The sequence below is a fragment of the Candidatus Eremiobacterota bacterium genome, from assembly GCA_031082125.1.
In the GTDB taxonomy this organism is placed as follows: domain Bacteria; phylum Vulcanimicrobiota; class CADAWZ01; order CADAWZ01; family Ess09-12; genus Ess09-12.
Window position 1 is genome coordinate 1 of record JAVHLM010000053.1, and the last position, 22026, is coordinate 22026.

The window sequence follows — 22026 nt, forward strand, 5'->3', positions numbered from 1 at the left end:
GTCCCCCCGGGAAGCTCATAGGGCTCGGGAAGCAGAAGAAGATCCTCGTAGTCCTTCGAAGAGAAAGAATCAGCGAGGTGAAGAAGATCTTCTTCATCAGGAAGGAACAATGAGTGAATGGTGTGGGTCTCAAACGTATCCATGTAATAATAATACCATATTGAGAGATAAAAAGCAAAAGGATCACCCCAATAAAAGCTCATATTGGATGGGTTTTAAGGCCATGGCAGGATGCCCCGTGGAGGGCTGAAAAGAGGCGCGGATATCAAAAATGACCCTGAAGGTTCTTAAAGAATCGCCTTGGCCTGTTTCTGCGCTCTCCCGGCCATTGCTCATGCCGGAGGGCCAACGGGTGCCCCTCTTGATGCTGCAGAAATTAATTTTTCGATGTGGAAGCCCTCCTGGCCAACTGGACTGCCCCGGGAACTCAGACTTGATGAGCAATTCTAAATTTTTGCTCTTGAGCAGAACTACCGGGGAAAACTTGATCCAGCAGCTTTGAAGGGAGAGTGGAACGAGGATGCAATATATGCTATAATAAAAGGGGCCTTCAGAGGAATAGGGAGGTCTTTTGTGCGACATATAGGAGAAAGGAATCCCCGTGGAGGGTGAGGACATGAAGAAGCCGTCTTTTTTTGACAAATTCAAGAAACAGCTCCCAGAAGGACCCGTGCAGTTTGATCCCAAGAGCCGCAGAGCCCGCCCTGCAGGCCCTCCCAAGGATATGAAGGGAGTGCCCCGGGTCTCACGGGAAGATATGGCAGCGCCGCGGGGAAAAGCTCCCGCATACCGTGAAGAGCCGGAAGCTGAGCTTCCCCCTGAAAATCAGGATTACGAAGAGCCTCTTGAGCCCGGAGATGACGGAGAGTATCAGGAAGACTATCAAGAAGACCATCGGGGAGAGGATCAGGAAGAGGTAAGCATCACCATCGAAGATCCCGCAGAGGAAAGCCTGCCTGAGCCGCCGCCTCCCCCGCGGGCACGGAGGGATATGCCTGAAAACGATCCGGCCTCCTTGCCCTCACCTAAGGCACCCCTGGATCTGCCTGAAAAAAGAAGAGAACCGGAAGCTCCGCCGCCGCCGGCTCAAGAAAGCGCAGCCCCGCCCCGGGCGCCGGGCTCGGAAGCTCCTCGCCGGAGGCTTCCCGTAGTGCTTCCTTTGCCTGCCAAGGGATCCGATCCCCTGGAAATCACCCCCTCGCGGCATGCTGCCCAGGAGGTCCAGGAAAAGCGCCCTCCGCGGCAGGCACCCCAGGAGGCCCAGCAACAGCGCCCTCCGCGGCAGGCACCCCAGGAGGTCCAGGAGCAGCGCCCTCCGCGGCAGGCACCCCAGGAGGTCCAGCAGCAGCGCCCTCCGCGGCAGGCACCTCAGGAGGTCCAGCAGCAGCGCCCCCCCTCCCGGCAGGTTCGGCGTGACACGGAAAATGAGGCGCCTCCGCCACGCCCTGTCCGGGCAGTTCCGGAAGCGACTCAAGCGACTCAGGCACCACAGGGTCAGGAAGAACGCCCTCTTCCCCCGAGGAGAGCGGGGGCAAGGCCTCTTCCCAGGGCGGAAGGCATGCAGGGCCCTGCCTCTGGCCAGCCCAGGCCTGTGCCTGCTACAGGTGCTCCCAGGGGCGGTGCGCCGATACCGGCGAGAAGTGCCCCCGGGCGGAGGCCGGCCGTCGATGCCCGCGGTGCCGCACCAGTACCGGCTCCACCGCCGCGAAGCAAAGTGCCGGAAAGGCGGAGCATGCCGCCCCGGCTTGAAAAGGCAAAATCCAACTCACCGCTCCTTTTCAGCGCCATTGCGCTGGTGGCCATCGCACTCCTAATTTTTGCCTTCAGCAAGTTTTTTGAGAGCATGCACAAGCTCCCTGTAAAGCTTGAGATGGCTTACAGCGACGGCGAGCCTCTCCTTTCAAAGGTCAAGTCAAAGGCGAAAGCACCGATTCCTCTCAAGGGGATACTGAGAACGGGAAACATCATAGAGACCTCCAATTATCCAAGGACGGTCATCACGATAAACAGTGAGTATTACTTCATTGTGGGCGACAATACAAAGCTCGCCGTGATGGGCATGAAAAAGGTGGAGGGCTCCAAGGACATCATGCTCAAGCTCAGGCTCGACAAGGGAAGGCTCTGGATTGACAATCCCAAGTGGGTGAGGGTGAGTGTCGATACGCCCATGGTTTTGGTGGAGCCCCAGGAGGGATCGACAGAGATCAGGGTCGCTGAGAAAGGCGAAGTGAAGGTGCTCTGCTGGAGGGGGCAGGCGCAGTTCCAGCCTCTCGTGGGCAAGGAGCGGGAGCCAAACCCCGACCAGGTCATCGCCGTGGGCGAGAAGGAATGGAGCATCATAAACGAGCAAAAGGTCATATCCCCCTCGAGCGCTATCAACGTGCCGGGAATGGACACATGGCAGGCCTGGAATCTCTCGATACAGCTTCCCAAGGTGCTTGCCGACGAAATACAGTCACCTGATGACGCCTATTCGCTTCTCAAAAAGCAGAATTTCAAGTATGCCCCGTGGATATTCGGCATTCCCCGCGTCAAGGAGGAGAATCCTGAGGGCGGAGGCGGAGAAACGTCGGGAATGGGTGCACCAGGAGAGGGCGGCGAACCGGGTGGCCCGCCGGCAGGCGAACCGCCCCAGGTGAAGAAGGCTTCTGCGGGGAACTCAAATCAAAGAGCCGCGGGGGGTGGCCAGAAAGCATCAATGGGAAAGCCGATGCAGGGCGGCGGCTCTATGCAGGGCGGCGGCTCTATGCAGGGCGGCGGTATGCAGCAGGGCGGCGGTATGGGCGGCTCTATGCAGAGTGGCGGTATGCAGCAGGGCGGCGGTATGGGCGGCTCTATGCAGGGCGGTTCTATGCAGCAGAGCAGAAGTACAGGGCGTTCGATGGCTCCTGGCAACACATCCTCTTCAGCGGGAAAAACAGGAGGCAGCGGCTCTGCGAAAGTGATCTCTTCGGCTCCCTATCCCAAGGCGAGTTCAGGTTCAAAGAGCCGCACCTCCTCATGGGGTGGCGGCTCATCAGGCGGGCAGCAATACCAGCAGCCCAATAAGCCCCCGCAGTTAAATACGAGTAATAAGCAGCATAACTCTCAGTTCGATCAGTCCTTATATGATAAGAAACAGAAGCGCAAGTCAGCCCGTGCTAATCAAGACCAGCAGGGCGGCATGTCTCAGGGTTCTCCCTCGGGAGGCAGTCCCGGCGGCGGCCAGGGTGGCATGGGCGGCGGCGGTGGTCAGGGCGGAATGGGCGGCGGCCAGGGCGGCCCTAACTCGGGTCCCATGGAGAAGGTGAGCAATCCAAGGGGAGCAACGGGAGGGAAGATTGAAGTAACAAGCACCAAAGCTCCTCCGGGATGGGACCTTAACTCACAGCCGGTATCTGAGTCCAAGGAAGGGGGAAAAAACGCCCCCATTAAGGCTCCGCCTGGCTATTGAGATAAGGGGCATATTTTTTCGGATGAGTATTGCATCGGGGAGGATCATCTGCTATAATAGGTTCAAATTCGGGGTGTAGCTCAGCTTGGTTAGAGCACTAGCATGGGGGGCTAGGGGTCGGCAGTTCAAATCTGCCCACTCCGACTGAGAAGCGGCGTCGTTATAGGGATATGGCGGCGTCTTTTGTTTTGGTTGGCTTTTTGGCGAGGCTTTTTGGCAATTTGCTTTTGTTTCTTTTTCCATCACACTATTTCATAGATTACTGCGATAACTATCCTTTCAGAAATATTCCAGATAATGAAATTTCCCGGGGAGCCTCGTGATCTTTCCGAATCCCGGAAAAATTATTTGTAGTATGCAAGTATCTATTTATTTGCATAATTAAGGTACCATAAAAAAAATCCCTGGGCTCCTTTATTGGAAAGCACAGAGATTTTTCATGGTGACGGAAAATTATCTGGTCAACGATGATCCCCTTGAACCGCCATATACCCGGTACATCGTTATGAGTTACTTCGATTCTACTATCTCGCCAGGCCTCCATGTTTTGTCGAACCAGGGTTCCAGCGGACCATAGAGGCGGAGGAGAGTGTTCCATCCCTTGCCAGGTATGGTCTGCACCCAGTTGTTTTCTTTCCCCTGCGGTGGCTTTGGTCCGAAATAGACATCCACGGAACCATCCTTGTTGACCAGTAACCCCTTATTCTGGCTGCTGACAGAAGGGAACATCTGATCTGTCTGTATCATTGAGCGGGTTTGGTTGTCATAGAGGATCACTGACCAGAAGTTCTTGACTGGAATATTTGGTGGCAGGTGTAATGTGTAATTCTTCCCCCCGTCAAGTGGATTGCCCTTGGAGTCGATGAATGCGGCCATGTATTGCGATCCTTCTCCGACCACCTTTGAATCCATGGCAGGTGTCACACCGGTGGCATAGAAAAAGAACGATGAGTAAGCGTCGAGGATGAGTGCTCCCTTGTCCTCAAACTTATATCCACCGAGAAAACCACTGCGCCATGCGCTATTCGGGTAGAAGTAAGCGTCTTTCAAGCGCATCCGGAAGGTGATGGCTCTTGCGGTAGCATCTCCGACTTCTGCTGCCTCAGTGAGTATTTTCTTCATCCTTGCATCAGGTGCAAAAGGCTTGCCTTTCTGGATCCCGATGGATGCGTAAAAACCAAGGGTAACCGGATCGACAGACTCAGTAGGCTCTTCCTGCACAACCTTGTCGAGATATTCCCAGAAAGTATAATCAGCCGGGGCGTCGGTGCAGAAATCCCTGCCGGACACGTTCACGAAATTTATCGCTGGAGGATTGGCGGCCTGTGACAATGGATAGATCCGCGTATACTTTTTAACCCTCTCCACACCTGGTTTCGGATCGCCATTCTCCAGGAAGGTGCGCCATGCGACCCACGCGCTGTATGTCGGCATTCTTACAATATGGTACCCTTGTGGCACCTCACCTTTATAACCGGGGGGCAGCAGCAGGAACTTACCTCCCTGGCCCTTGTCAGGTCCCATGAAACCAAGATCGATGACAAATTTGTACCACATATCATCGATCAGGCCAAGGACCTTCGGGGGGATTTCGAGGACGAGCGGTCCCTTGTGGAGATCAAGCCAGAACCAGGTATAAGGGGTATTGTTGTTCGGGGTAAGAAAAATTGACCGCGGGTTCATCATGTGCTCGAAGATCGGCACTGTCGTGTTTGCCGGGCCAACCTCGAGCATCCCTTTGCGATTTGCAGCCTGGCTCACAGGTGCAAGCCCGAGCAGGTATGCCTGGACCGCCCGCTGGAAGTCAAGATTGTCGTAGAGTTTTTCGACGGTGTCCTTATCAGGGAAACCATCGAAGAACTTCAGGGTGCCGAGGCGTGTTTCCACTTTGTCAGGAGACTCGATGCCTGGTGGAATGTCCGTGGTCATCTTCATCCGGGGGGTATCTGCCCAGGAGGAAAATGCGAAACTGCCAATCATCACCGCCGCGATCATCATGGTACGTAAGAGTATCTTCATCATTATTCCATCCTTTCCTTATTGCGAGGAAAATAAGTAGCCTGCGGCCTGTTCATTTCTATCTGAAGGGGAGTGTCCCCTTTTTTGAAAAGGCGTCCCCCTGTGGCGGTGCTGCTCACATACAGTCTGAAGGTTTGGGAACCATAATGGCTGATGCCAGTCACCAGCCAACCTTATTCTTTGAGTTGAAAGAGTCCCAAAATCACGGCGCAAGTGCAAAAGTACCTCGGTGAAAGATTGCCTTCTCAATATTGATCCGAACACTCCGACTCAAGAAACCCGTTGCCATGAGAATTGACGGCGGGTTGTCTGTTTTATCTTCGTTTTTGAGGGAATCTCAGCTCGATTGAAGGATCATCGTTATATTTCTTTAAGAAGCTTTACAAAGCGATCTACTGTCATTCCTGATTTTTTGATTTGATCCCTTAATAATCCCCTGTCCAAGGCGGTATGACGTGGAATTGTCAAAACGATGGGATTCATTGGCTTATACAAGGTGACATGGCTTCCTTTTGTTCTTCCATAAAGCCATCCGGCCTTCATGAACGTCTTGATTGCCTCATCACCGGAACAAACAGGAAGCCTCGCCATTATACGGCAACCTCTATCTCAGCGATCTCATACTGAGGAGGAAGCCTGAAATTTTTCCTTGTCTCTATGCTTAGTTCTATTGCCTCTTTGATGTTTGCAAGCGCTTCTTCCCTGGTTTTGCCCTGTGTCATGCACCCCGGCAATGAAGGGCACTCTGCGATAATAAAACCATCTTTTCCTGCCTTGAGAGCAACGAGGAACTTCATAAAGCCTCCCTTGCGTGTTCTCCCTTGAGCCGCGTCTCGCACTTCGTAGTCTTCTCCAGCAGATTTTCTCCTCCTTGGACTCCTGAAAAATTTCAGGGCGGCATCTTTGGAGATATTTTCTTTAGTCATTTCCCTCTTAATTGTATCAGAGAGGAGCGCAGCGGGTCAAATATCCAGAATTCCATATTACAGAATTCTTGTGCTTAAATAACCAGCTCATTGTTATGAGATCAATGGTTTTGAGAACTTAGTCACGGGGTAAATAAAGGGGTATCTCAACGGCACCTGATGAGAGGTCGGAGCACTCCGACAGAGAAAAGGCGTCGCTATAGGGATATGACGGCGTCTTTTGTTTTGGTTTATTTATTCATAAAGTTTTTAGCCTTTCATTTTTATCAAATCATAAGTGGGCAATCAAATTTGGACTTTTCCTGAGATTTATTGTATACGATTCTATGTCGGCCGGGGGGAGCCGAAATCTCCTGGAAGAGGAACTCCATAAGCTTCATGGCAAAGAAATCGGCTAAGGGGACTGACCACATAGGTAAACACTTCACCCAGGTTCGCATTGCTGAAGATGCGAAACGGTGAGGTGCTATCGAAGCTGGCAGTAACAGATATGCATTGAAGGAGAAAGATGGCGCTCCTTTCGATGCCCATTCAATGTACCGCCTGTGAACATCACACCGGATGATTCTGCCTGAACAAGCTTCTGATTTCCCTGTCTCGTCGATGACAAAGAGCCCGACGCGGGAGGATTTGGCGTACAGTCCATGGAAGTGGAACAAACCCGGGATTATTGTGATGAAAGGATGGGATATGCGATGAGGCGTTTCTTAAGCTTTCTCTTTATTCTGCTTGTATGCGTTGTATGTGCACCGAACTGCTGCAGTGCCGGCCCGCTGCCGGAGGACGGGTCTCTTCTGGCGGCCGCGAAGAGCCGGGAAGCCGCCATAGCCGATCATCTGAAGCACTATCGTATGTATCTCCAGGGAACCTATGAGCTGAAGGGCTACTTCTCAGGCTCGGATCGAAAGGGGAATCCCGACTACACGGGCACGGTCCGGATATGGGAGGCCGGGGGACAGATGAACGTGGAATGGACTTGGGCGAATGGGGGTGCACAGGGCGTAGGTATGCTTGGCATACCCTGTTACCACGAGGGACAGGTACAGCAGGTCCTCTTTTCCGTGGGCACCCTGGGACGTGACAAGAACGTGGGAGTTGCGGTATATAATTTAGATACAACTGGTGGGCGCGATGGCATAGTCTCTGTTACCCTTGGCGGCGAATGGAAGTCAGCCGGCCGTTCAGGCTACGAAAGACTGGAGAGGCGGGCCTTTAAAGGAGGTGCGCAGGTTCCGGGGGGCTATATCAATTTTCACCTGGTCGTGGCGAAAGGCGATTATGCGAAGATGAAGGAAATGGTGGGTGCGGACCCGTCACTTGTCAACAAAAAGGATCCCGGCGGCGCGACGGCACTTTCCTATGTGGCAGGCAACGGTAATATAGAGGCCGCAAAGTTTCTCATCTCAAAAGGTGCTGATGTCAATGCCGGTTCACCGTTAAGAAACGCTGCCCGCGAGGGCCGCAGGGACATGATTGAATTCCTCCTCTCGCAGGGTGCAACGCTGAAATCCGGACGAAATACCGTGCTGATGGAAGCAGTGGGGAGGGGCCACAGGAACGTGGCCGAGCTGCTTGTTTCCAGGGGTGAAGATGTCAACGCCGTGGACGAAGATGGCTGGAGCGTGCTGATGCATGCAACTGGCTCGCCCGATATCAACATGGAGGTGGTCAGATTCCTCGTCTTGAAAGGTGCCCGGGTAAATTATAAAAACAAGAAAGGCGAGACGGCCCTGAAGTTTGCCAACACCCTGCCTGGCCACGAGGACATTATTGAGTTCCTGGAGCAGCATGGCGCAAAAGAATGAGGAGCTCCTCCTCACGTTTTACCCGAAATAATGGTCGAATCATTGAAGCGTGTTATACCACTATAATGATGCCGGTTGTAATGCTCTGTGAGTATAGTCTGGAAAATCCTCACCCATCTGAACCTGTGGCACATCCACCACAATGAGCGTTAAATATCCGCAATAAAAATCCCCTATGCCGATTACTATTTCCTCGATGTTGTTCTCGGGCGCAACTGGAGATATCAGAGGCGGGGCAGTCGGGATCTAGGTTCCTAGGAGCAGCCGATAAGGCTGCAGTCCAGCAGGTGAAAGTCCCGCCGTGTCAATTGCTCGATTCAGACATGTACCGATACCACAGACTGCAGAGGGTAACCCTGCAGTCTGCTGCGCGGTGTAAACGGCCTGGCTGCCCTGTGAATCAATGCATTCATAGAGGTAGGAGCAATCGGGAAGTCTAGCAAGTATGGGAGCCTGAACATAAAGGAATGACTGCAGCCCCGAAATTGATCCCCCTGGTGAAGTTGCTTCAGGGATTTTTCGGCGCGCCAAACCTGTTAGGAATAAGGTGAGGCCGATGCTCTTGGGGAAGAAACGAGCGTGCACTGAAGAGGCGCGGCAGGGTAAGGGTCCAGGCACCTCTACAAGGACTGCAGAGATATTGCACGCGCTGCAATTCTATACCGACTCAGCATTTGATGCCTGCAAAGATGATTTATGGGATGTTTTATGAAAACGCAAAATCAAACTTCCTGTCGAAAAACATTGAGAATAAAACCCGAGCTCACCTTTATCATCGTCCACCTGGATATGTTCAACCACTTCATTGAGACAAGAGAAGATCTGCGTGAGTATTTTTCATCTGAAAGACTTGGCGAAATGAGCGTCAGGAAGTTTTTCATACCTGAGGATAACGAAGTGCTGGAGTTCTGATGTATTTTGCGGGGACAGACTCCCATGGTATAAGGCAGAATGGCTTCGCTGTCGCCCCGTCATGGACTCTCCACCGGGAGGCGATGACCGAGGATGCGCCGGCCATGGTGAAGGAACACGCCCGGGAAGGATAAGAATCATTATTCTTTTTTCTGTTCCCGATTTAACCGGCAGGCCTCACAATATCACTAAACCAGGAAGGCTCAAGCTGGGTAAAGGGGGTATCCCGCTGCGTGAGGGTTCCCAGGAAATCCCAGTCCTGTTGAGCCACCCATTCTCCTCGGCCGTAGGTGCGTGCTATGTTGACCACCCTCTTGAAATCGGAGTGATGACAGAGAATTCGTCGTTCTGCAAAGTCCCTCGCCGTCCAGGTTGAAATCAGGAACTGCCAGTCCGATGACTGTAGAATCAGCAGCTCCCGCATCGCCTGCCGTATCAGTGCTTGCATGACGTCATCATGGCCCGGCCCGTGATCTTTCATGAGGGCTCTGAAATCAAGCTCTGCATCGTACACTCGGTCCCAGGTCCACCAGGTACCTTCGTTGAGCCACATAGAATGGCCGCCGCCCGCTCCCCAGCTTCCCTCGGGAAGGGTGATGGCCGAACCGGGAGGATGGGCGGCCAGATATTCACTGCCCGTGCAGACCCTGATCTCTGGGTCCCTGTGCATCCAGCGCAGGAGCGTGGTCAGGAATTGAGGACCTTCATGCCACCAGTGGCCGAAGAGCTCTGCATCAAAGGGAGCGCAGATGACCGGCAGATGACCGGCAGGGCGGGGACTCTGGCGAAGGCTCTCCTTCACCGACCAGAGGAAGTGGCCTGCATGCTGGCGCACTTTTCCCTCTGCCCAGGCAGGCTCGTAGAGCCACTTATGTTCGGGAGGGCTCTGCCGCCCGGTGACACGCCAGTAGCGCAGCCCCTCGGAGCTCTCCTTCCTGTGAAAATCGAGGTAATCAGGATCACCGGGAAATCCCTGGTCGCTGCTCCATATCTTGAGTCCTGCCGAAGGGTCACGGACGAGGACCGCCACAGGAGGGTGATCCTCGTAATAATGGCCCACAAAATAGGGAGTGGAGGGAGACTTTTCCTGGCCGTACGAGCCGGGATGACTTTTCTTGCGAATCCTGCCCCACAATTTGCCAAGTGTATTTCCCCTGTCGATATCGACCGGCTCCGGCATTCCCCCGCTGAGCATGTGCGACTCCACGATAAAGTAGTCGATGCCGTTTTCCGCAAGAAACTCCTCGATTCCCTTCCTGGGATAGGGCACTTCCTCGCCTCTGACCTCCGGGGGAGGAGCCCAGAGGCACTTCGGGCGGTATGCACATTCAGGGAGCCAGAACGCGTGGGGTTTCCTGCCAAAGTGTTTCTCGTAACAGGCGATTCCCGCTTTTACCTGGAGCTCAATACTCCCCTCTTCTCGAAGCAGGGGAAGGTAGCCGTGGGTGGCAGCGGTCGTCATTACCTCGATATGCCCTGCATCCTGATGACGCCTGAACTGCCCTGTGATATCGCGTCCGTAGCGGCGAAAACTTTCACCTATGCCCTCATACCGCTCTCTCCAGCGGTGGGCCAGGTGGTGGAGATGCCCCTCGCCGCTTGCCTGAAACCGCTCAATATCGTGATGGGCCAGGCGGATCCTCTCGTTCAGGTATTGTTCGAACCAGTTCTTGAAGCGCCGGTCATCGAGCTGCTCCAGGGTAACAGGCGACAGGCTGATGACCAGCCTGGGGCTGATCCCTTCCCTGACCAGCTCCTCCAGAGACCAGAGAAGGGGAATATAGGACTCAGCCGCCGCTTCACAGAGCATCTGGCTGCCATGAGGCCAGTTGCCATGTCCCAGCACATAGGGAATATGAGCGTGCAGGACCAGCACAAAACATCCTGAGGGCTCGGTCATCAAAGTCTCCTTCTCCCCGTGTCCGTCGGCATTTGAATGAGGGGGATTGACATTATCGCTGCGCAGTGAGAACTGGCAGGATTATAGTATACCATATATAAAACAGAAGAACCTGCCATTTCATAACGGCCTGTATCGAGAACTATCATCATCTGGAGAGGATCGCGAAAGTGATGGACGAGCTGACGGTGTCGTAAAACGTCAGGCCGCGCAGACTACTTCTCCCTCGCAGGCATAGTCCATGATGCCGAATTCCCGGTTCTCCCACTTCTTCTGAGTTGTCCTGCTTTTTGAGCATCCTTGCCCCTCACGCGCTTTAAAAAGAATATACGAGGCCCTGGACTTCCTGGCGCTTTTATTTTCACGACTTTAGTGAGAGAGTGCTTTAGAAAACTTCGTCACAGGGTAGATAAATGAATATCTCAACGGCACCTGATGAGAGGTCGGGGCACTCCGATTACAAGTGAGACAACCACTTCGAGCAGAAGTCGCGATTTCAAAAGGGTTTTCACCATTGAGAGGCAGGAAGAATTTTATACTGCGGTGTAAATGGCTGCAAAGGGCATGTTATAAGGATTCTGCAGGAAGAAAATTTCTCATTGTGCCCGTCAATATATTGACGTATATACACATATATGTTACAATATTATCAGAAAGGAGGTGGCGAGGAATGAAGGTGAGAGAGATGCTCAAGAAGATGAAGAAGCAGGGCTGGTACTTCGTTGAAGACGGAACCAATCACGAGAAGTGGGCACACGATCTCTATGAGTATGAATGGATACCTGTTCCTCGTCACTATAGCGACGACCTCAAGAAGAGCACCGAAGAGAGCATAAAGAAGGCGATGAAGAATGTTGAGCAGAGGAAGAAGGGGGAGTAAGGAAATGATGTATCCGGCACGAGTGAAGAAAGAAGACGTTGGCTTTTATGCCGTTTTTGTTGATTTCCCAAACGCCTTCACCCAGGCGGACTCAATGGGTGAGCTGGCGGAGAACACAAGAGATGTATTGTCGATGGCGATAAAGCATTTACTCGACAAGGACCGCGAGGTTCCGAAGCCGTCTGAGGTAACGGGAGATGATATAATACTGGTGGAGCCCTACCCGGAGATCCGCCAGCGCCTGGGGCATAAGAAGGGCTGTGAGTGCCCGGTGTGCAGGAATGCCAGGGGAGAGCGCACTCCGAAGCGGAGAAGGATTGACATCACGATGGACAACGAAATCATCGAGAAACTTAAAGCCGTGGCAAAGAATAGCGACAGAACAGTGAGCGCCCTCATCGAGTCGGCGATAAAAGAGAAGTATCTCCAGTAATCCTTGAGTAATCAAGGAGCATCAAGGAGGGATATAATGCTCAGGTATCCTGCCGTTATCCACGAAGATCCCGATGGGCTGAGGATAGAGTTTCCCGATTTCGGCGGCTCAGGGACCAAGGGCGACTCGATGGAGGAGCTTTTGGGAATGGCTGAAGATGTGCTGTCTGCTGTTCTCACCGTGTGCTACGACGAGAGCCCTCCGATACCGGAGCCTTCAGCAGACTTCCAGCAGGCGTTGAGCTCAATGAACCCCGGCGGGACAGTGAGAGAGACCGGCCGGCCTGCTCCTTGGGCCTCTATGGATGGTGAATGGCGCGGGCAGAAACGCTGATGTTGAAAGTTGGCAGGGAGCTACATTCTTCTCACCGCTGGTTCACAGGGGTTGTATTTCCCGTTGGAGCCCCGCCGCTGCCATCGTTCTTGACGAGTCTGAAACCCATGTTGTTGTTCCTCTTATTGGGGGTCTCACAGAAGCGGCAGGCTGCGGAGCAAAACTCTGCAATAGAGCTGAACGTGCCGCCACGCTTGAGCCTGAAGATCCCTTCGGCAGGCCCTGTGGGATTCACTTCATCGGGGGGGCCGTAATCGATACACCAGCAATCGCTGCACCATTCCCATACGTTGCCGCTCATATCGTAAATTCCGCTTTTGTTGGGCTTTGTGGAGCCCACGTCATGAGGGCGTCCGCCGGAATTACCAAGGAATTTACAGTATGACGGATTCATTGTGTCTCCCCAGAAATAGAGAGTCTCTGAGCCTGCCCGGCAGGCATATTCCCATTCCGCTTCGGTGGGGAGACGATATCCGGTTCTCTTCTGATGTCCCATATAGCCATACCACCAATTGCGCCACTGTTCCGGCGTTCCCCTGCTGCTCTTATCGCCGTAGCATTTTGTAAGACCCTGCCTTTCACTAAGCCAGTTGCAGTATGCTACTGCAGCATACCAGCTCACATACACAACAGGCCTGTTTTCATACCCTGGTTTCACTGAAAAAGGGCCACTGATCGGGCTCCTCGCAGTAATGCCACAGTATTTGTCTTTTTTAATGTCAATCCATTTCAAACGATCCTCAGTCTGGTTGCCCTGAGAATTGAGAAATGCGCAAAATTCTCTGTTTGTAGTTTCATATGTGGCAATAGAGAAATTAGATACTGTAACTGTCCTGACAGTCCCATTGTTGCGGTCACCCATGGTGAAGGTTTCCCCCCGGACTTCTACCATAGATATATTTTTTGAGAAAAGTGGTCCTGCCAGAATGATATAAAAGAGCACCGCAAAAGAGAATCGGAAAAAACGTTTCATTCTCTACCTCCTCTTTGTTATTCCTCATCACAGGAAGAATAAACAGATGACAGGTCATTCCCCCATCTTATTATACCTCTCTGTTACTCCGGGTTATATAAGAAAAGGTCTAGTCTTTCAGGGACGCTTGTAGTAGGGCCTTTTCACTCGACCTGATAATTTTGTGCTACACCTGCAATAGATCTGCGAAGGTGCATAGCGGGGAATTTCTTCCTTTTCTATCAGCACTTCTCACCGCTTCCACTCGGGCTTCTCTTTCTGCTTATATGTTGAGAGAAAGGCACTCCCCCCTTCAGGATCAGTGAGCCGGCATGCTCCGTTGACGAGAGCCATGCAATGAATCGTTCCTGAAGATAGCGAAGGAGTATCAAATCAAAGTCAACAGCGAGCTTTTTCGCCAGGGTGGCAAGTTTTGCCCGTACCGAAGAAGCTCTGTTTTTGACCAGCTTTTTCATAATATCCCTCTTCTATTCACAAAAGGGCAGTAAGCCATATATGAAGCAGCGGGCGCACCCGGCATATTCTGGCGCACTCCAGGAGTTCCTCAATATTTCGATCTTTTCTTTTCAGATACTCTGAAAGGCCTTCTTTTACCATATCAATACCCAGCCGGTTCCTATAGCGCAGGCAGTCGGCAAGTGTCTTTTCCCTTGAGTATATCTTTATCTTGTGACCCGACAGCGTTATGATAATAATGCCATAGGAGAATTGCGCATCAGAGAAGTGGTGAAACTCAACGGGTGGATAGGTTATCTTCGGTTTTCTGGAGCCCCGGCGCAAAGCAATCGATAGGTATGATGGGTTAAAGGTGGTGAGTTCATAATATGAAAGTGAAATAGATCCTTCTGTTGATTCGCAGCTTGCGGCGTTCACGCAGAAGTGTGTATCACGGAGGATATCTCTGCACCGTTTAGAAATTCTGTATGAGAAAGATTGATTTCCCGACTCTCATGCAAACCGATTGCTCAAGGAGGAGTTCCATGAAAGTGTTGTATGCCGGCAAGCCCCTCAGTCTGGCGTTTTTGACAGGCCTGCTGATCTTTTCTGCGGTGGGGTACTCGATAAGCGCCGCCGGCCCACAGGAGACGATCAAAGGCTACCCGATTGCCAACGAGGTCTTTACCACGCTCCAGAGGACGGTCGTGGCCGACGAGCTCCCCAAGGGGGCTCAAAAGATTTTTCCTTATGAGATTTCGAAATACGAGGAAAACGGCTATGGGAAATGGCATTACGGCCCAGGTCTGGATTGTGAGAAGCGGCTCGATCTCATGCCGGCTGCATATAACGGGGCCTCAGTAGCGCCATCTGCCAGGCTTCTCTATTTCTTCACCATAACCGACATCCATATCACCGACAAGGAATCTCCCGCCCAGGCCATCTTTTTCGGCTTCAGGGGCGGCACTTCTTCGGCCTATTCAGGAATCATGCTCTATACCACCCATGTTCTTGATGCAGCTGTCCAGACGATAAACGCCCTTCACACGAAAGATCCCTTCGATTTCGGCCTTTCGCTGGGCGATACGTGCAATGCCACTCAGTACAACGAGTTGAGATGGTATATCGATGTTCTCGACGGCAAGGTCATCACCCCGAGCTCCGGTGCTCACGCAGGAGCGGACACCATCGATTATCAGAAGCCTTACAATGCGGCAGGGCTCGACAAGACCATCAAGTGGTATCAGACTCTGGGCAACCACGATCATTTCTGGCTTGGCTTCCTGCCTCCGAATGATTACATCCGCCGGACCCTGATCGGCGATGTAATACTCAATCTGGGCAACGTGTTCGGTGACCCCCGCGGTGCGGACAGCCGTGGCTTCTACTTGGGCGCACTCGATGGCTCGACGCCTCACGGCGATGTCTTCGGTGCAGGACCGGTCAGAGACTTCGCAGAGCCCCCGAAGGTGCCTGCTGCAGATCCTGACCGCCGCTCGCTCAAGAGAAATGAGTGGATTGGCGAATTCTTCAAGACCACGTCACAGCCGAAGGGACATGGCTTCAGTCGAGCCGCAGCGCAGACGGGTTTCGCCTGCTATGCCTTCGAGCCGAAGTCGGATCTTCCGATCAAGGTTATCGTTCTGGACGATACCCAGAGCAACGACGATCCCAACACTCCGGAGGCCCTCGGCTATGGGAAGGGCTCTTACGGCTATGGTCACGGCTCTATTGACAGGAGGCGCTATGAGTGGCTCATCGGTGAGCTCGACAAGGGCCAGGCCGAAGGCAAGCTCATGATCATCGCTGCGCACGAGCCGATAGGTGTCGAAAAGGTGCCGTCCATGATGGCCTGGACCCCCTCCGTCGAAGCGGAGTTGCTTGCCAGGCTGCACACTTATCCGAATCTCATCCTGTGGGTTGCGGGACATCGTCACGTCAATATCGTTACCGCAATGAAATCACCGGATCCCGCCCGTCCCGAGCTCGGCTTCTGGCAGGTTGAGACCTCGTCCTTGAGAGATTTCCCTCAGCAGTTCCGCATGTTCGAGATCGTCCGCAACAGCGACAGGACTGTCTCAATCTTCACGACCAACGTTGATCCGGCAGTCACAGACGGATCCCCGGCCGCCATCTCAAGGTCTTATGCCGTCGCCGCCCGCCAGTTGTTTACCAATCAGATTGTACCCCTGCTGCCCAGCGGCTCGTACAATGCAGAGCTGGTCAAACAGTTGACGCCGGCCATGCAGGCAAAAATCAGCAGGGTCGGAACACAGCGATAATAATGTTAAATACTACGGCAGTGAGTATGGCTCTTACCAGGACTGAGGCGGCACCCACCTGAACGCATACAAAACAGATATTCTGGTAAGGAGATTTTGATATTCAAGACCGTGCACAATTCTGTATCCGCTTTTCATTCAACTCAGCCCTGAAGAGAATTCCTGTGCCTCCCGTGAATGTCACACCGGGAAAAGTGAAATCCCTGGTAATCTCGGAAAATCCAAAGTGATTATGAAGATGAATAGTGGCGAGATTCATGGCACTGGCGAAGTAATATGCCACCTTTGAATGATCTGCTATCCATAAAAGGCGGGAGCGTGTGAGCTCAAAAGCAATTCCGCACCGGCGGAAATCTTTTAAAACAATGACTCCAAGCAGATACCATCCTTCTGGTGCAGTATTTTGAGAGATACTTTCCGGCCTTTGAAAGAAGCCGGCCCTTCCAAAGGCTGCTATTTTAGTGCCGATTGAGGCGGTAAGCAGTAAATAGCTGTTGCCGTTGCGGGAAATCTCCTCGGCAAATCCTCTGGCACATGAGTTGAGATCCGTACCTTCTCTTGAAGATTTTATCAATGCAAGTTCGGGGACATCGGAAATGGCTGCCGGGCGTATGGTAAACCGCTCCGGTTGTGGATGTGAGGAAACCCCGTGGGGCTTGTAATCGGAAAAATTGCTCATTATCAAGGACCTGACCCTTTCTGGAATTTCATCATGTCACATGGTGAGAATTCGGAGATTCCGATTTGGAAGAATTCATTCCTCCTGAGTTGACAGGACGGAGTTCCTCACTGCTGTGCTGCCTTCATGCTTTTCTCATTGATGATTGTATGTGTGCCCGGGCTGGTGATTTTCTCCGGAACGAGCATATTATCTGGTGTCAGCAATAAGGAGTTTTTCCGCTGCTTCCAGGAACTCCTGGCCATGGTCTATGGCTTCCTGAGGCTTTTCCATGGTAACTGAGTGCAGACCCCCGTAATCACCTGCATTGCGAAGTTCCAGGGCTTCTATAATATACCTATGAAGAGAGCCTGAAATCTTGCCTGTCCGTGTGAAATGCTGGCCAAATGCGGCAATGACTGCAGAATGCTTTGAGAAGGAAAGTTTTTCTCCCTCAAGAAGGGCCTCGGCAACATAGAACATGGTATAATAGGCGCGTGAGGCAGCATAATCAGCATATCCTTCCTTGAGCAGCAACCTTGCGGCGGCCAGGCTCTCCTCTGCTTTTCTGAGCAATTCAGCCTGATCTTCTGTCATAACGTTATTCCTTCTTTTCTGATATTGCGAAGCAGGGGTCCATTGCGGTGGTGAAATCTGTCCCGGTCCATAAAGACGCAGCTGATGACATGTTCAGACAGAAGCGAAAGCCGCGATACAATCTCCCCGGTTCGGGTGACTTCCTCGGAAGGAGATACTGTTCCATCCAGCACGACCAGAATGTTGATATCAGAGCCCGATTCTTCATCACCGCGCGCCCTCGAGCCATAGAGTATCATGTGGGTCATTCGCTCTCCATAGAGATCTCTGAAGCTTTTCTTGAGCTCCTTGAGAACAGGGTCAATCGTGCTGTCCATCAGGCTTCCTTTCTTCAATATCTTATTCTCATTCTAGCAGAGTAGAGCATAGGCAGTCAATTTTTCATGTGGTTGTTAATAAACAAGAATTTTGTAGAAATACAATGTTTTTATATTGACACAAATGATTTCGAGAACTTTGTCACAGGGTAAATGAAGGGGTACATTAACGGCACCTGGTGAGAGGTCGGAGCACTCCGACGAAAAAACGTCGTCTTTATCGTGATATTACGGCGTCGTTTGTTTGTGTTGGCTTGGTGGCCGATGTTACTACTATTTTCCAGACGTCTGGCCTGTATAATTTTTGCGGAAGCAGGGAGCCAGGTTCCTCCTCTTGCAGGAGGAGTGCGCATTCTTTCGGAGAACGTATTGGCAATGAGATGCAAATAAAGACATCACGATCACTCCATATAGCCTCTCTCTGCCATACTTCCCTGCCAGGTGTCTTTATTTTTACCGGACCACTGATCCTGCTATTGCAATGATGTTTTCATGCCATTATCGAGATTCTGTGGTCTTACCTCTTATAGAGTATGATGCTTAAGGATCAGGAGGAGTGAATCAATGAAAAACTTCGTATTCATAGCGGTTCTCATCGTGGTGCTGATGACCGGACAGGCGTGGTCGGCAGGCCCGATGGGGCATTTCCTGCTCAGCCAGGAAACCATCAATGGCATTCGGAACGGCTCTATACCCGCACCGCCCGAACTCAAGGCCGCTCTGGAACATCCGGAGGCACAAAAGGCTTTTGCGGGCGGTTCGGTCGGTCCGGACATCTGCGAGGAAACAAAAGCAAGCCACTACAGGAACACCTCGGATTTGGCAAACCAGATGATTGCGGATGCGAGGGCAAACCTGAAGGCCGCCGCCGCGGAGAAGAACCAGAATAAGTTCTCCCAGGCGCAGAGGGAACTTGCTTTTGCCTACGGATGGCTTTCCCACTGCGGCACGGATCTCAACATCCACCCGTATGTGAACGGCGTGGCAGGCGACACCTACCGCTATAACAATCCCGGGCAGAAGGCGATTCACGCCGCCCAGGAATCGCAGTTCACGGCCTATCTGAGGTCGATCAATAGCGCGAAATACGACACCTCCATACCCTACGAGTTTCTCTCCCGGCACACCGGGATTTCCGTCATAAACCTCAGAGAAGACAATAAGAAGATCATCATCAAGACAATGGCAGAAATCAAAGCGGCAGGCCTGGTAACGCTGACCGATAAGATGAAATCTATCTGGGGAAAGATCCGTGAAGCCTCGCTCGCCGACACCGCAGGCTTCATCGAGAACCCTAAATCGATGGGCAACTGGGACCTCGATTGCGGCAAGATCACGACGGAGGAGTTCGAGAAGCTTAGAGATCTGGCGATCAAGGCGAATGGCGGGCAACTGCCGCCGAACTGGGGCAGGCAGTACATGGAATGGTATGGCCAGACCAGGAACCTCAGCGCCGATCAGAAGTTGTCCGCGCTCAAATCGCTGGTTGGAGTGAGTTCAAACCTGGGTGGTAAAACAGAAACCACGGGCAGTACCACCCCGCAGCCACTGACCTGCTCGATAGATGGTCCATTAGTGGCCGAGGTCGGAGATGAAAGCATTTATGAAGCAGTGGTGAACGGGGGAACGGGGTCCTTCAGCGTTGAGTGGTATCTTAACGGAAAAAACACCGCAGCTGACGGCAAAAAAATATCAATCACCTGGGTAAAACCGGGCGACAGCCTTGTAAAAACAATCATTACGGATAAGAAGACAAGAGTGAAGCGCGAACGGAGTGTGACGGTAACAGTAAAGCCCGGGCCGCTCTCCATAAAGCTCGATGGGCCTCAAAAAGCCAGGGTGGGGGAGAAATCGAGCTACTCGGTCTCCATAAAGGGAGGGGCAGAGCCTTACACCATACAATGGACTTTAGAAGGCGTGAGGCAGGAAACGGCAAGCACCACTGTAGCCTCGACCTGGGTAAAGCCGGGAAACCAGGTGCTTGAAGTGACCGTGACAGATCAGGGAAAAACCTCAAAGAAGGACAGGATTTCGATAGATGTGGCAGGGGATAAGTTCGACGCTGCAGTTTCCGGCCCTGCAACTGCAAGCGTGGGAGAAACATCGACATTCAGCGTGGCGGCGAAGGGGGGGGTGCCTCCTTACACATACCAGTGGAACCTTAATGGCACTAACACGAACCGCACTGAATCCGCCATTACCCTTACATGGCAGGATCCCGGTACTGTGACATGGCAGAATCCCGGCACTGCCAGGCTGGATATAAAGGTCAGCGACCAGGCAGGCGCTTCAAAGACCTTCAACAGGACCATCTCCATCAACCCGTCAGGAGGCTCCGTAGCTCCGCCGGTACAGACCGCTGCTCCCGCGCAGCCGCCCCAGGAGATATGGCACATAAATGCGAACGGCCATGGAGGAACGATAGATTTTCAAAAAGCAACGGTTCACTTCGGCTCAGAGGGATTGGAGAAAATCACCGATATAGTCTTTGATCCCGGTTCCGGGAGAGTTGCCTTCACTCGACCGGATAAAAGACAGCAGTTCACTGGAACCATAAGTGGGAACAAGATGCAGGGAACATTTACCTCGGATGGGTCGTCATATCAATGGGAAGCATCCAGGAGGTAAGTCCAGAAACTAAAGCCTGTTTCAGGGAGAAGGCGCTCTGTAGTTCTTTAAGGATGTTTTCTTAAGGCACCTGGACTGTGGCTGCCTCCATAGCGGCTTTGCCCTAATCCTCCGATTCGGGCCCGCGAAGGACGCGGTGAGGGTAATATTATGCGGGGGGATTTCATGAGGACTTCGGAATTTCATCAATCCAACCGACAGGCCTGGAATGAAGGCGCGGCGCGTTATCGTGAATGGATTGATGATGACATTGTTTTCCTCCGCGCGGGGGGAATTGGTCTCGAACCGCCGGAATTGCGTTATCTTGTGGACCTCAAGTCATGGTGTAAACGCGCGATTCACCTCCAGTGCGCGGGAGGCAAGGATACGCTGTCCCTATGGAATCATGGCGCACATGAAGTGATCGGAGTTGACATCAGCGAAGTGATGATCGATTGCGCGCGGCAAAAATCCGAAGCCCTGAACGCCCCCGCGCGATGGATTCACAGTGATATCCTCCTGACTCCCCATGATTTGGACGGAACGGCTGATTTAGTATACACCGGCAAAGGAGCCATCTGCTGGATTATGGATATCGAAGCCTGGGCTGATGTTGTGGCGCGATTACTGGTCCCCGGTGGAATGCTCTATCTCTTCGAGGGGCATCCGATTCTGGACTGCATGGATCTCGAGGCCTCGGAATTTCGCCTCGATTCTGTTTATGGGAATTATTTTTCGCAGGAGGCCTTCGAGTCGAAGGGATGGTCGTCGGAATATATCGGTGAATTGGAAAAACCCGCATCCGAACAGACCCCGAAGTATGAAAAAATCTGGCCGGTAGGACGGGCGGTTACGACACTCATCAGCACGGGTTTGCGTATCGAGGCTCTGGAGGAGCATCCGGAACCGTTTTGGGGCGGGATGTCGAAGATGGATCTGGAATATAAAAAGCGATTGCCGAATACCTATTCCGTGGTGGCCCGTAAGCCGTTATAATTGCTCAATTGCAGAGGTATTGATTTCATAATGAGCTGGCATAACTCCGGTTTTTTCTAATTCCAAATCTATGATTTGTGAATTAGTGATGCCCCACTGGGTACAACGTGCATTTCAGCGGAGTTCTTTACCCTGAGGATTTTGATAACAGGGAGAAAGCGGCACGATACCTGGTTCGCACGCCAATATCATTGAGAAAAATGACCTATAAGCGTGATGAAGGGAAGGTCATCTATGGAAATCCGGACGGAGAAAAAAGAGTATACGAGGCCCTGGACGACCTTTTGCTTTTATCTTCGCATATTCCTGACAAAGGAAGGCCGGGGGCGGCCGAAATCAAGCTTCCTATTAATGAGCGGTAAGCCTCTTTCCTCTGCCTGATGCAGGTGATAAGAATTACCTGAGATATCTTATATACCTCGAAAGTGGCTCTCCACGTGCCTGTTCTTAACCGGAAAAGCTCCCTTGCCCCGTCCCACCTATCCATACCACAAGAATCCCAGTCAAAATTACTGGTAAT

The 22026-nt window shown here is 52.4% G+C and carries 20 protein-coding genes and 1 tRNA gene; 11 read left to right on the forward strand and 10 right to left on the reverse strand.

The genetic code is table 11. The annotated features are described in order from the left end of the window. The first annotated feature begins 616 nt into the window (after positions 1-616). Positions 617-3433 (forward strand): hypothetical protein, encoded by a 2817-nt coding sequence (locus tag RDV48_30475; protein ID MDQ7827160.1) that lies wholly within the window; start codon positions 617-619, stop codon positions 3431-3433. Positions 3434-3502: 69 nt separating this feature from the next. Then, a tRNA-Pro gene (locus RDV48_30480) sits at positions 3503-3577 on the forward strand. Positions 3578-3943: 366 nt separating this feature from the next. Here RDV48_30480 and RDV48_30485 read toward each other — a convergent pair. From RDV48_30485 to RDV48_30495, 3 genes are all read right to left on the reverse strand, one after another. Then, a complete protein-coding gene (locus tag RDV48_30485) occupies positions 3944-5452 on the reverse strand; it encodes a DUF1254 domain-containing protein (GenBank protein ID MDQ7827161.1) in 1509 nt (502 codons plus the stop codon). A 360-nt stretch (positions 5453-5812) separates the two neighbouring features. Then, positions 5813-6043, reverse strand: coding sequence for a type II toxin-antitoxin system HicA family toxin (locus tag RDV48_30490; protein MDQ7827162.1), 231 nt, complete (start codon positions 6041-6043; stop codon positions 5813-5815). Further along, positions 6043-6378 (reverse strand): type II toxin-antitoxin system HicB family antitoxin, encoded by a 336-nt coding sequence (locus tag RDV48_30495; protein ID MDQ7827163.1) that lies wholly within the window; start codon positions 6376-6378, stop codon positions 6043-6045. The genes RDV48_30490 and RDV48_30495 overlap by 1 nt, the downstream gene beginning before the upstream one ends. Positions 6379-7073: 695 nt before the next feature. On the opposite strand from RDV48_30495, the gene RDV48_30500 reads away from it, so the two are divergent. The 3 genes from RDV48_30500 to RDV48_30510 all read left to right on the forward strand — a co-directional run bounded on the left by RDV48_30500 (position 7074) and on the right by RDV48_30510 (position 9229). Further along, positions 7074-8183: an ankyrin repeat domain-containing protein gene (locus RDV48_30500; protein MDQ7827164.1), complete on the forward strand. Its 1110-nt coding sequence runs from the start codon at positions 7074-7076 to the stop codon at positions 8181-8183. 708 nt (positions 8184-8891) lie between these two features. Next, positions 8892-9095, forward strand: coding sequence for a hypothetical protein (locus tag RDV48_30505; GenBank protein ID MDQ7827165.1), 204 nt, complete (start codon positions 8892-8894; stop codon positions 9093-9095). Then, the gene (locus tag RDV48_30510) at positions 9095-9229 is read left to right on the forward strand and encodes a hypothetical protein (protein ID MDQ7827166.1); all 135 of its coding nucleotides are present in this window, start codon (positions 9095-9097) and stop codon (positions 9227-9229) included. The genes RDV48_30505 and RDV48_30510 overlap by 1 nt, the downstream gene beginning before the upstream one ends. Positions 9230-9258: 29 nt before the next feature. Here the strand turns inward: RDV48_30510 and RDV48_30515 are convergent, their stop codons facing one another. Beyond that, complete coding sequence (locus tag RDV48_30515; GenBank protein MDQ7827167.1) at positions 9259-10995, reverse strand: DUF1957 domain-containing protein; 1737 nt, start codon at positions 10993-10995, stop codon at positions 9259-9261. Between the two features lie 670 nt (positions 10996-11665). On the opposite strand from RDV48_30515, the gene RDV48_30520 reads away from it, so the two are divergent. Genes RDV48_30520 through RDV48_30530 form a run of 3 tightly spaced genes read left to right on the forward strand, consistent with a single transcriptional unit; the run spans position 11666 to position 12641 of the window. After that, positions 11666-11875, forward strand: a complete 210-nt coding sequence (locus RDV48_30520) for a type II toxin-antitoxin system HicA family toxin (GenBank protein ID MDQ7827168.1) — start codon at positions 11666-11668, stop codon at positions 11873-11875. Between the two features lie 4 nt (positions 11876-11879). Next, on the forward strand, positions 11880-12308 hold the full coding sequence (locus RDV48_30525; protein ID MDQ7827169.1) for a type II toxin-antitoxin system HicB family antitoxin: 429 nt from the start codon (positions 11880-11882) through the stop codon (positions 12306-12308). Between the two features lie 36 nt (positions 12309-12344). Further along, on the forward strand, positions 12345-12641 hold the full coding sequence (locus tag RDV48_30530; GenBank protein MDQ7827170.1) for a type II toxin-antitoxin system HicB family antitoxin: 297 nt from the start codon (positions 12345-12347) through the stop codon (positions 12639-12641). A gap of 31 nt (positions 12642-12672) precedes the next feature. Here the strand turns inward: RDV48_30530 and RDV48_30535 are convergent, their stop codons facing one another. Both RDV48_30535 and RDV48_30540 read right to left on the reverse strand, forming a co-directional pair. Next, a complete protein-coding gene (locus RDV48_30535; GenBank protein ID MDQ7827171.1) occupies positions 12673-13614 on the reverse strand; it encodes an SUMF1/EgtB/PvdO family nonheme iron enzyme in 942 nt (313 codons plus the stop codon). Between the two features lie 221 nt (positions 13615-13835). Continuing rightward, positions 13836-14069 carry an Abortive infection protein AbiEii gene (locus RDV48_30540; protein MDQ7827172.1) on the reverse strand — a complete coding sequence of 78 codons (234 nt, stop codon included), beginning with the start codon at positions 14067-14069 and terminating at the stop codon, positions 13836-13838. Between the two features lie 594 nt (positions 14070-14663). Between RDV48_30540 and RDV48_30545 the strand changes: the two genes are divergently transcribed. Then, positions 14664-16331 carry a TIGR03768 family metallophosphoesterase gene (locus RDV48_30545; GenBank protein ID MDQ7827173.1) on the forward strand — a complete coding sequence of 556 codons (1668 nt, stop codon included), beginning with the start codon at positions 14664-14666 and terminating at the stop codon, positions 16329-16331. Between the two features lie 103 nt (positions 16332-16434). Here RDV48_30545 and RDV48_30550 read toward each other — a convergent pair whose 3' ends face one another. The 3 genes from RDV48_30550 to RDV48_30560 form a co-directional block, all read right to left on the reverse strand. Then, the gene (locus RDV48_30550) at positions 16435-17010 is read right to left on the reverse strand and encodes a GNAT family N-acetyltransferase (GenBank protein ID MDQ7827174.1); all 576 of its coding nucleotides are present in this window, start codon (positions 17008-17010) and stop codon (positions 16435-16437) included. 189 nt (positions 17011-17199) lie between these two features. Next, positions 17200-17586: a HEPN domain-containing protein gene (locus RDV48_30555; protein ID MDQ7827175.1), complete on the reverse strand. Its 387-nt coding sequence runs from the start codon at positions 17584-17586 to the stop codon at positions 17200-17202. Beyond that, positions 17583-17903: a nucleotidyltransferase domain-containing protein gene (locus RDV48_30560; protein ID MDQ7827176.1), complete on the reverse strand. Its 321-nt coding sequence runs from the start codon at positions 17901-17903 to the stop codon at positions 17583-17585. Before RDV48_30560 ends, RDV48_30555 begins: the two co-directional genes overlap by 4 nt. A gap of 564 nt (positions 17904-18467) precedes the next feature. On the opposite strand from RDV48_30560, the gene RDV48_30565 reads away from it, so the two are divergent. Together RDV48_30565 and RDV48_30570 are read left to right on the forward strand one after the other, a co-directional pair. Beyond that, a complete protein-coding gene (locus RDV48_30565) occupies positions 18468-20531 on the forward strand; it encodes a zinc dependent phospholipase C family protein (GenBank protein MDQ7827177.1) in 2064 nt (687 codons plus the stop codon). A gap of 165 nt (positions 20532-20696) precedes the next feature. After that, positions 20697-21506, forward strand: a complete 810-nt coding sequence (locus RDV48_30570) for a class I SAM-dependent methyltransferase (GenBank protein MDQ7827178.1) — start codon at positions 20697-20699, stop codon at positions 21504-21506. Between the two features lie 232 nt (positions 21507-21738). Here the strand turns inward: RDV48_30570 and RDV48_30575 are convergent. Beyond that, the coding region (locus tag RDV48_30575; protein ID MDQ7827179.1) for a hypothetical protein at positions 21739-22026 on the reverse strand (288 nt) is incomplete at its 5' end.

What these genes read in the sequence shown, in the direction of transcription:
- RDV48_30560 (MDQ7827176.1), bottom strand. Translation starts at nt 17,903, where the DNA reads ATGGACAGCACGATTGACCCTGTTCTCAAGGAGCTCAAGAAAAGCTTC.
- RDV48_30540 (MDQ7827172.1), bottom strand. Translation starts at nt 14,069, where the DNA reads ATGAAAAAGCTGGTCAAAAACAGAGCTTCTTCGGTACGGGCAAAACTT.
- RDV48_30535 (MDQ7827171.1), bottom strand. Translation starts at nt 13,614, where the DNA reads ATGAAACGTTTTTTCCGATTCTCTTTTGCGGTGCTCTTTTATATCATT.
- RDV48_30475 (MDQ7827160.1), top strand. Translation starts at nt 617, where the DNA reads ATGAAGAAGCCGTCTTTTTTTGACAAATTCAAGAAACAGCTCCCAGAA.
- RDV48_30550 (MDQ7827174.1), bottom strand. Translation starts at nt 17,010, where the DNA reads ATGAGCAATTTTTCCGATTACAAGCCCCACGGGGTTTCCTCACATCCA.
- RDV48_30530 (MDQ7827170.1), top strand. Translation starts at nt 12,345, where the DNA reads ATGCTCAGGTATCCTGCCGTTATCCACGAAGATCCCGATGGGCTGAGG.
- RDV48_30565 (MDQ7827177.1), top strand. Translation starts at nt 18,468, where the DNA reads ATGAAAAACTTCGTATTCATAGCGGTTCTCATCGTGGTGCTGATGACC.
- RDV48_30525 (MDQ7827169.1), top strand. Translation starts at nt 11,880, where the DNA reads ATGATGTATCCGGCACGAGTGAAGAAAGAAGACGTTGGCTTTTATGCC.
- RDV48_30510 (MDQ7827166.1), top strand. Translation starts at nt 9,095, where the DNA reads ATGTATTTTGCGGGGACAGACTCCCATGGTATAAGGCAGAATGGCTTC.
- RDV48_30490 (MDQ7827162.1), bottom strand. Translation starts at nt 6,043, where the DNA reads ATGGCGAGGCTTCCTGTTTGTTCCGGTGATGAGGCAATCAAGACGTTC.
- RDV48_30500 (MDQ7827164.1), top strand. Translation starts at nt 7,074, where the DNA reads ATGAGGCGTTTCTTAAGCTTTCTCTTTATTCTGCTTGTATGCGTTGTA.
- RDV48_30570 (MDQ7827178.1), top strand. Translation starts at nt 20,697, where the DNA reads ATGAGGACTTCGGAATTTCATCAATCCAACCGACAGGCCTGGAATGAA.
- RDV48_30485 (MDQ7827161.1), bottom strand. Translation starts at nt 5,452, where the DNA reads ATGAAGATACTCTTACGTACCATGATGATCGCGGCGGTGATGATTGGC.
- RDV48_30520 (MDQ7827168.1), top strand. Translation starts at nt 11,666, where the DNA reads ATGAAGGTGAGAGAGATGCTCAAGAAGATGAAGAAGCAGGGCTGGTAC.
- RDV48_30495 (MDQ7827163.1), bottom strand. Translation starts at nt 6,378, where the DNA reads ATGACTAAAGAAAATATCTCCAAAGATGCCGCCCTGAAATTTTTCAGG.
- RDV48_30505 (MDQ7827165.1), top strand. Translation starts at nt 8,892, where the DNA reads ATGAAAACGCAAAATCAAACTTCCTGTCGAAAAACATTGAGAATAAAA.
- RDV48_30555 (MDQ7827175.1), bottom strand. Translation starts at nt 17,586, where the DNA reads ATGACAGAAGATCAGGCTGAATTGCTCAGAAAAGCAGAGGAGAGCCTG.
- RDV48_30515 (MDQ7827167.1), bottom strand. Translation starts at nt 10,995, where the DNA reads ATGACCGAGCCCTCAGGATGTTTTGTGCTGGTCCTGCACGCTCATATT.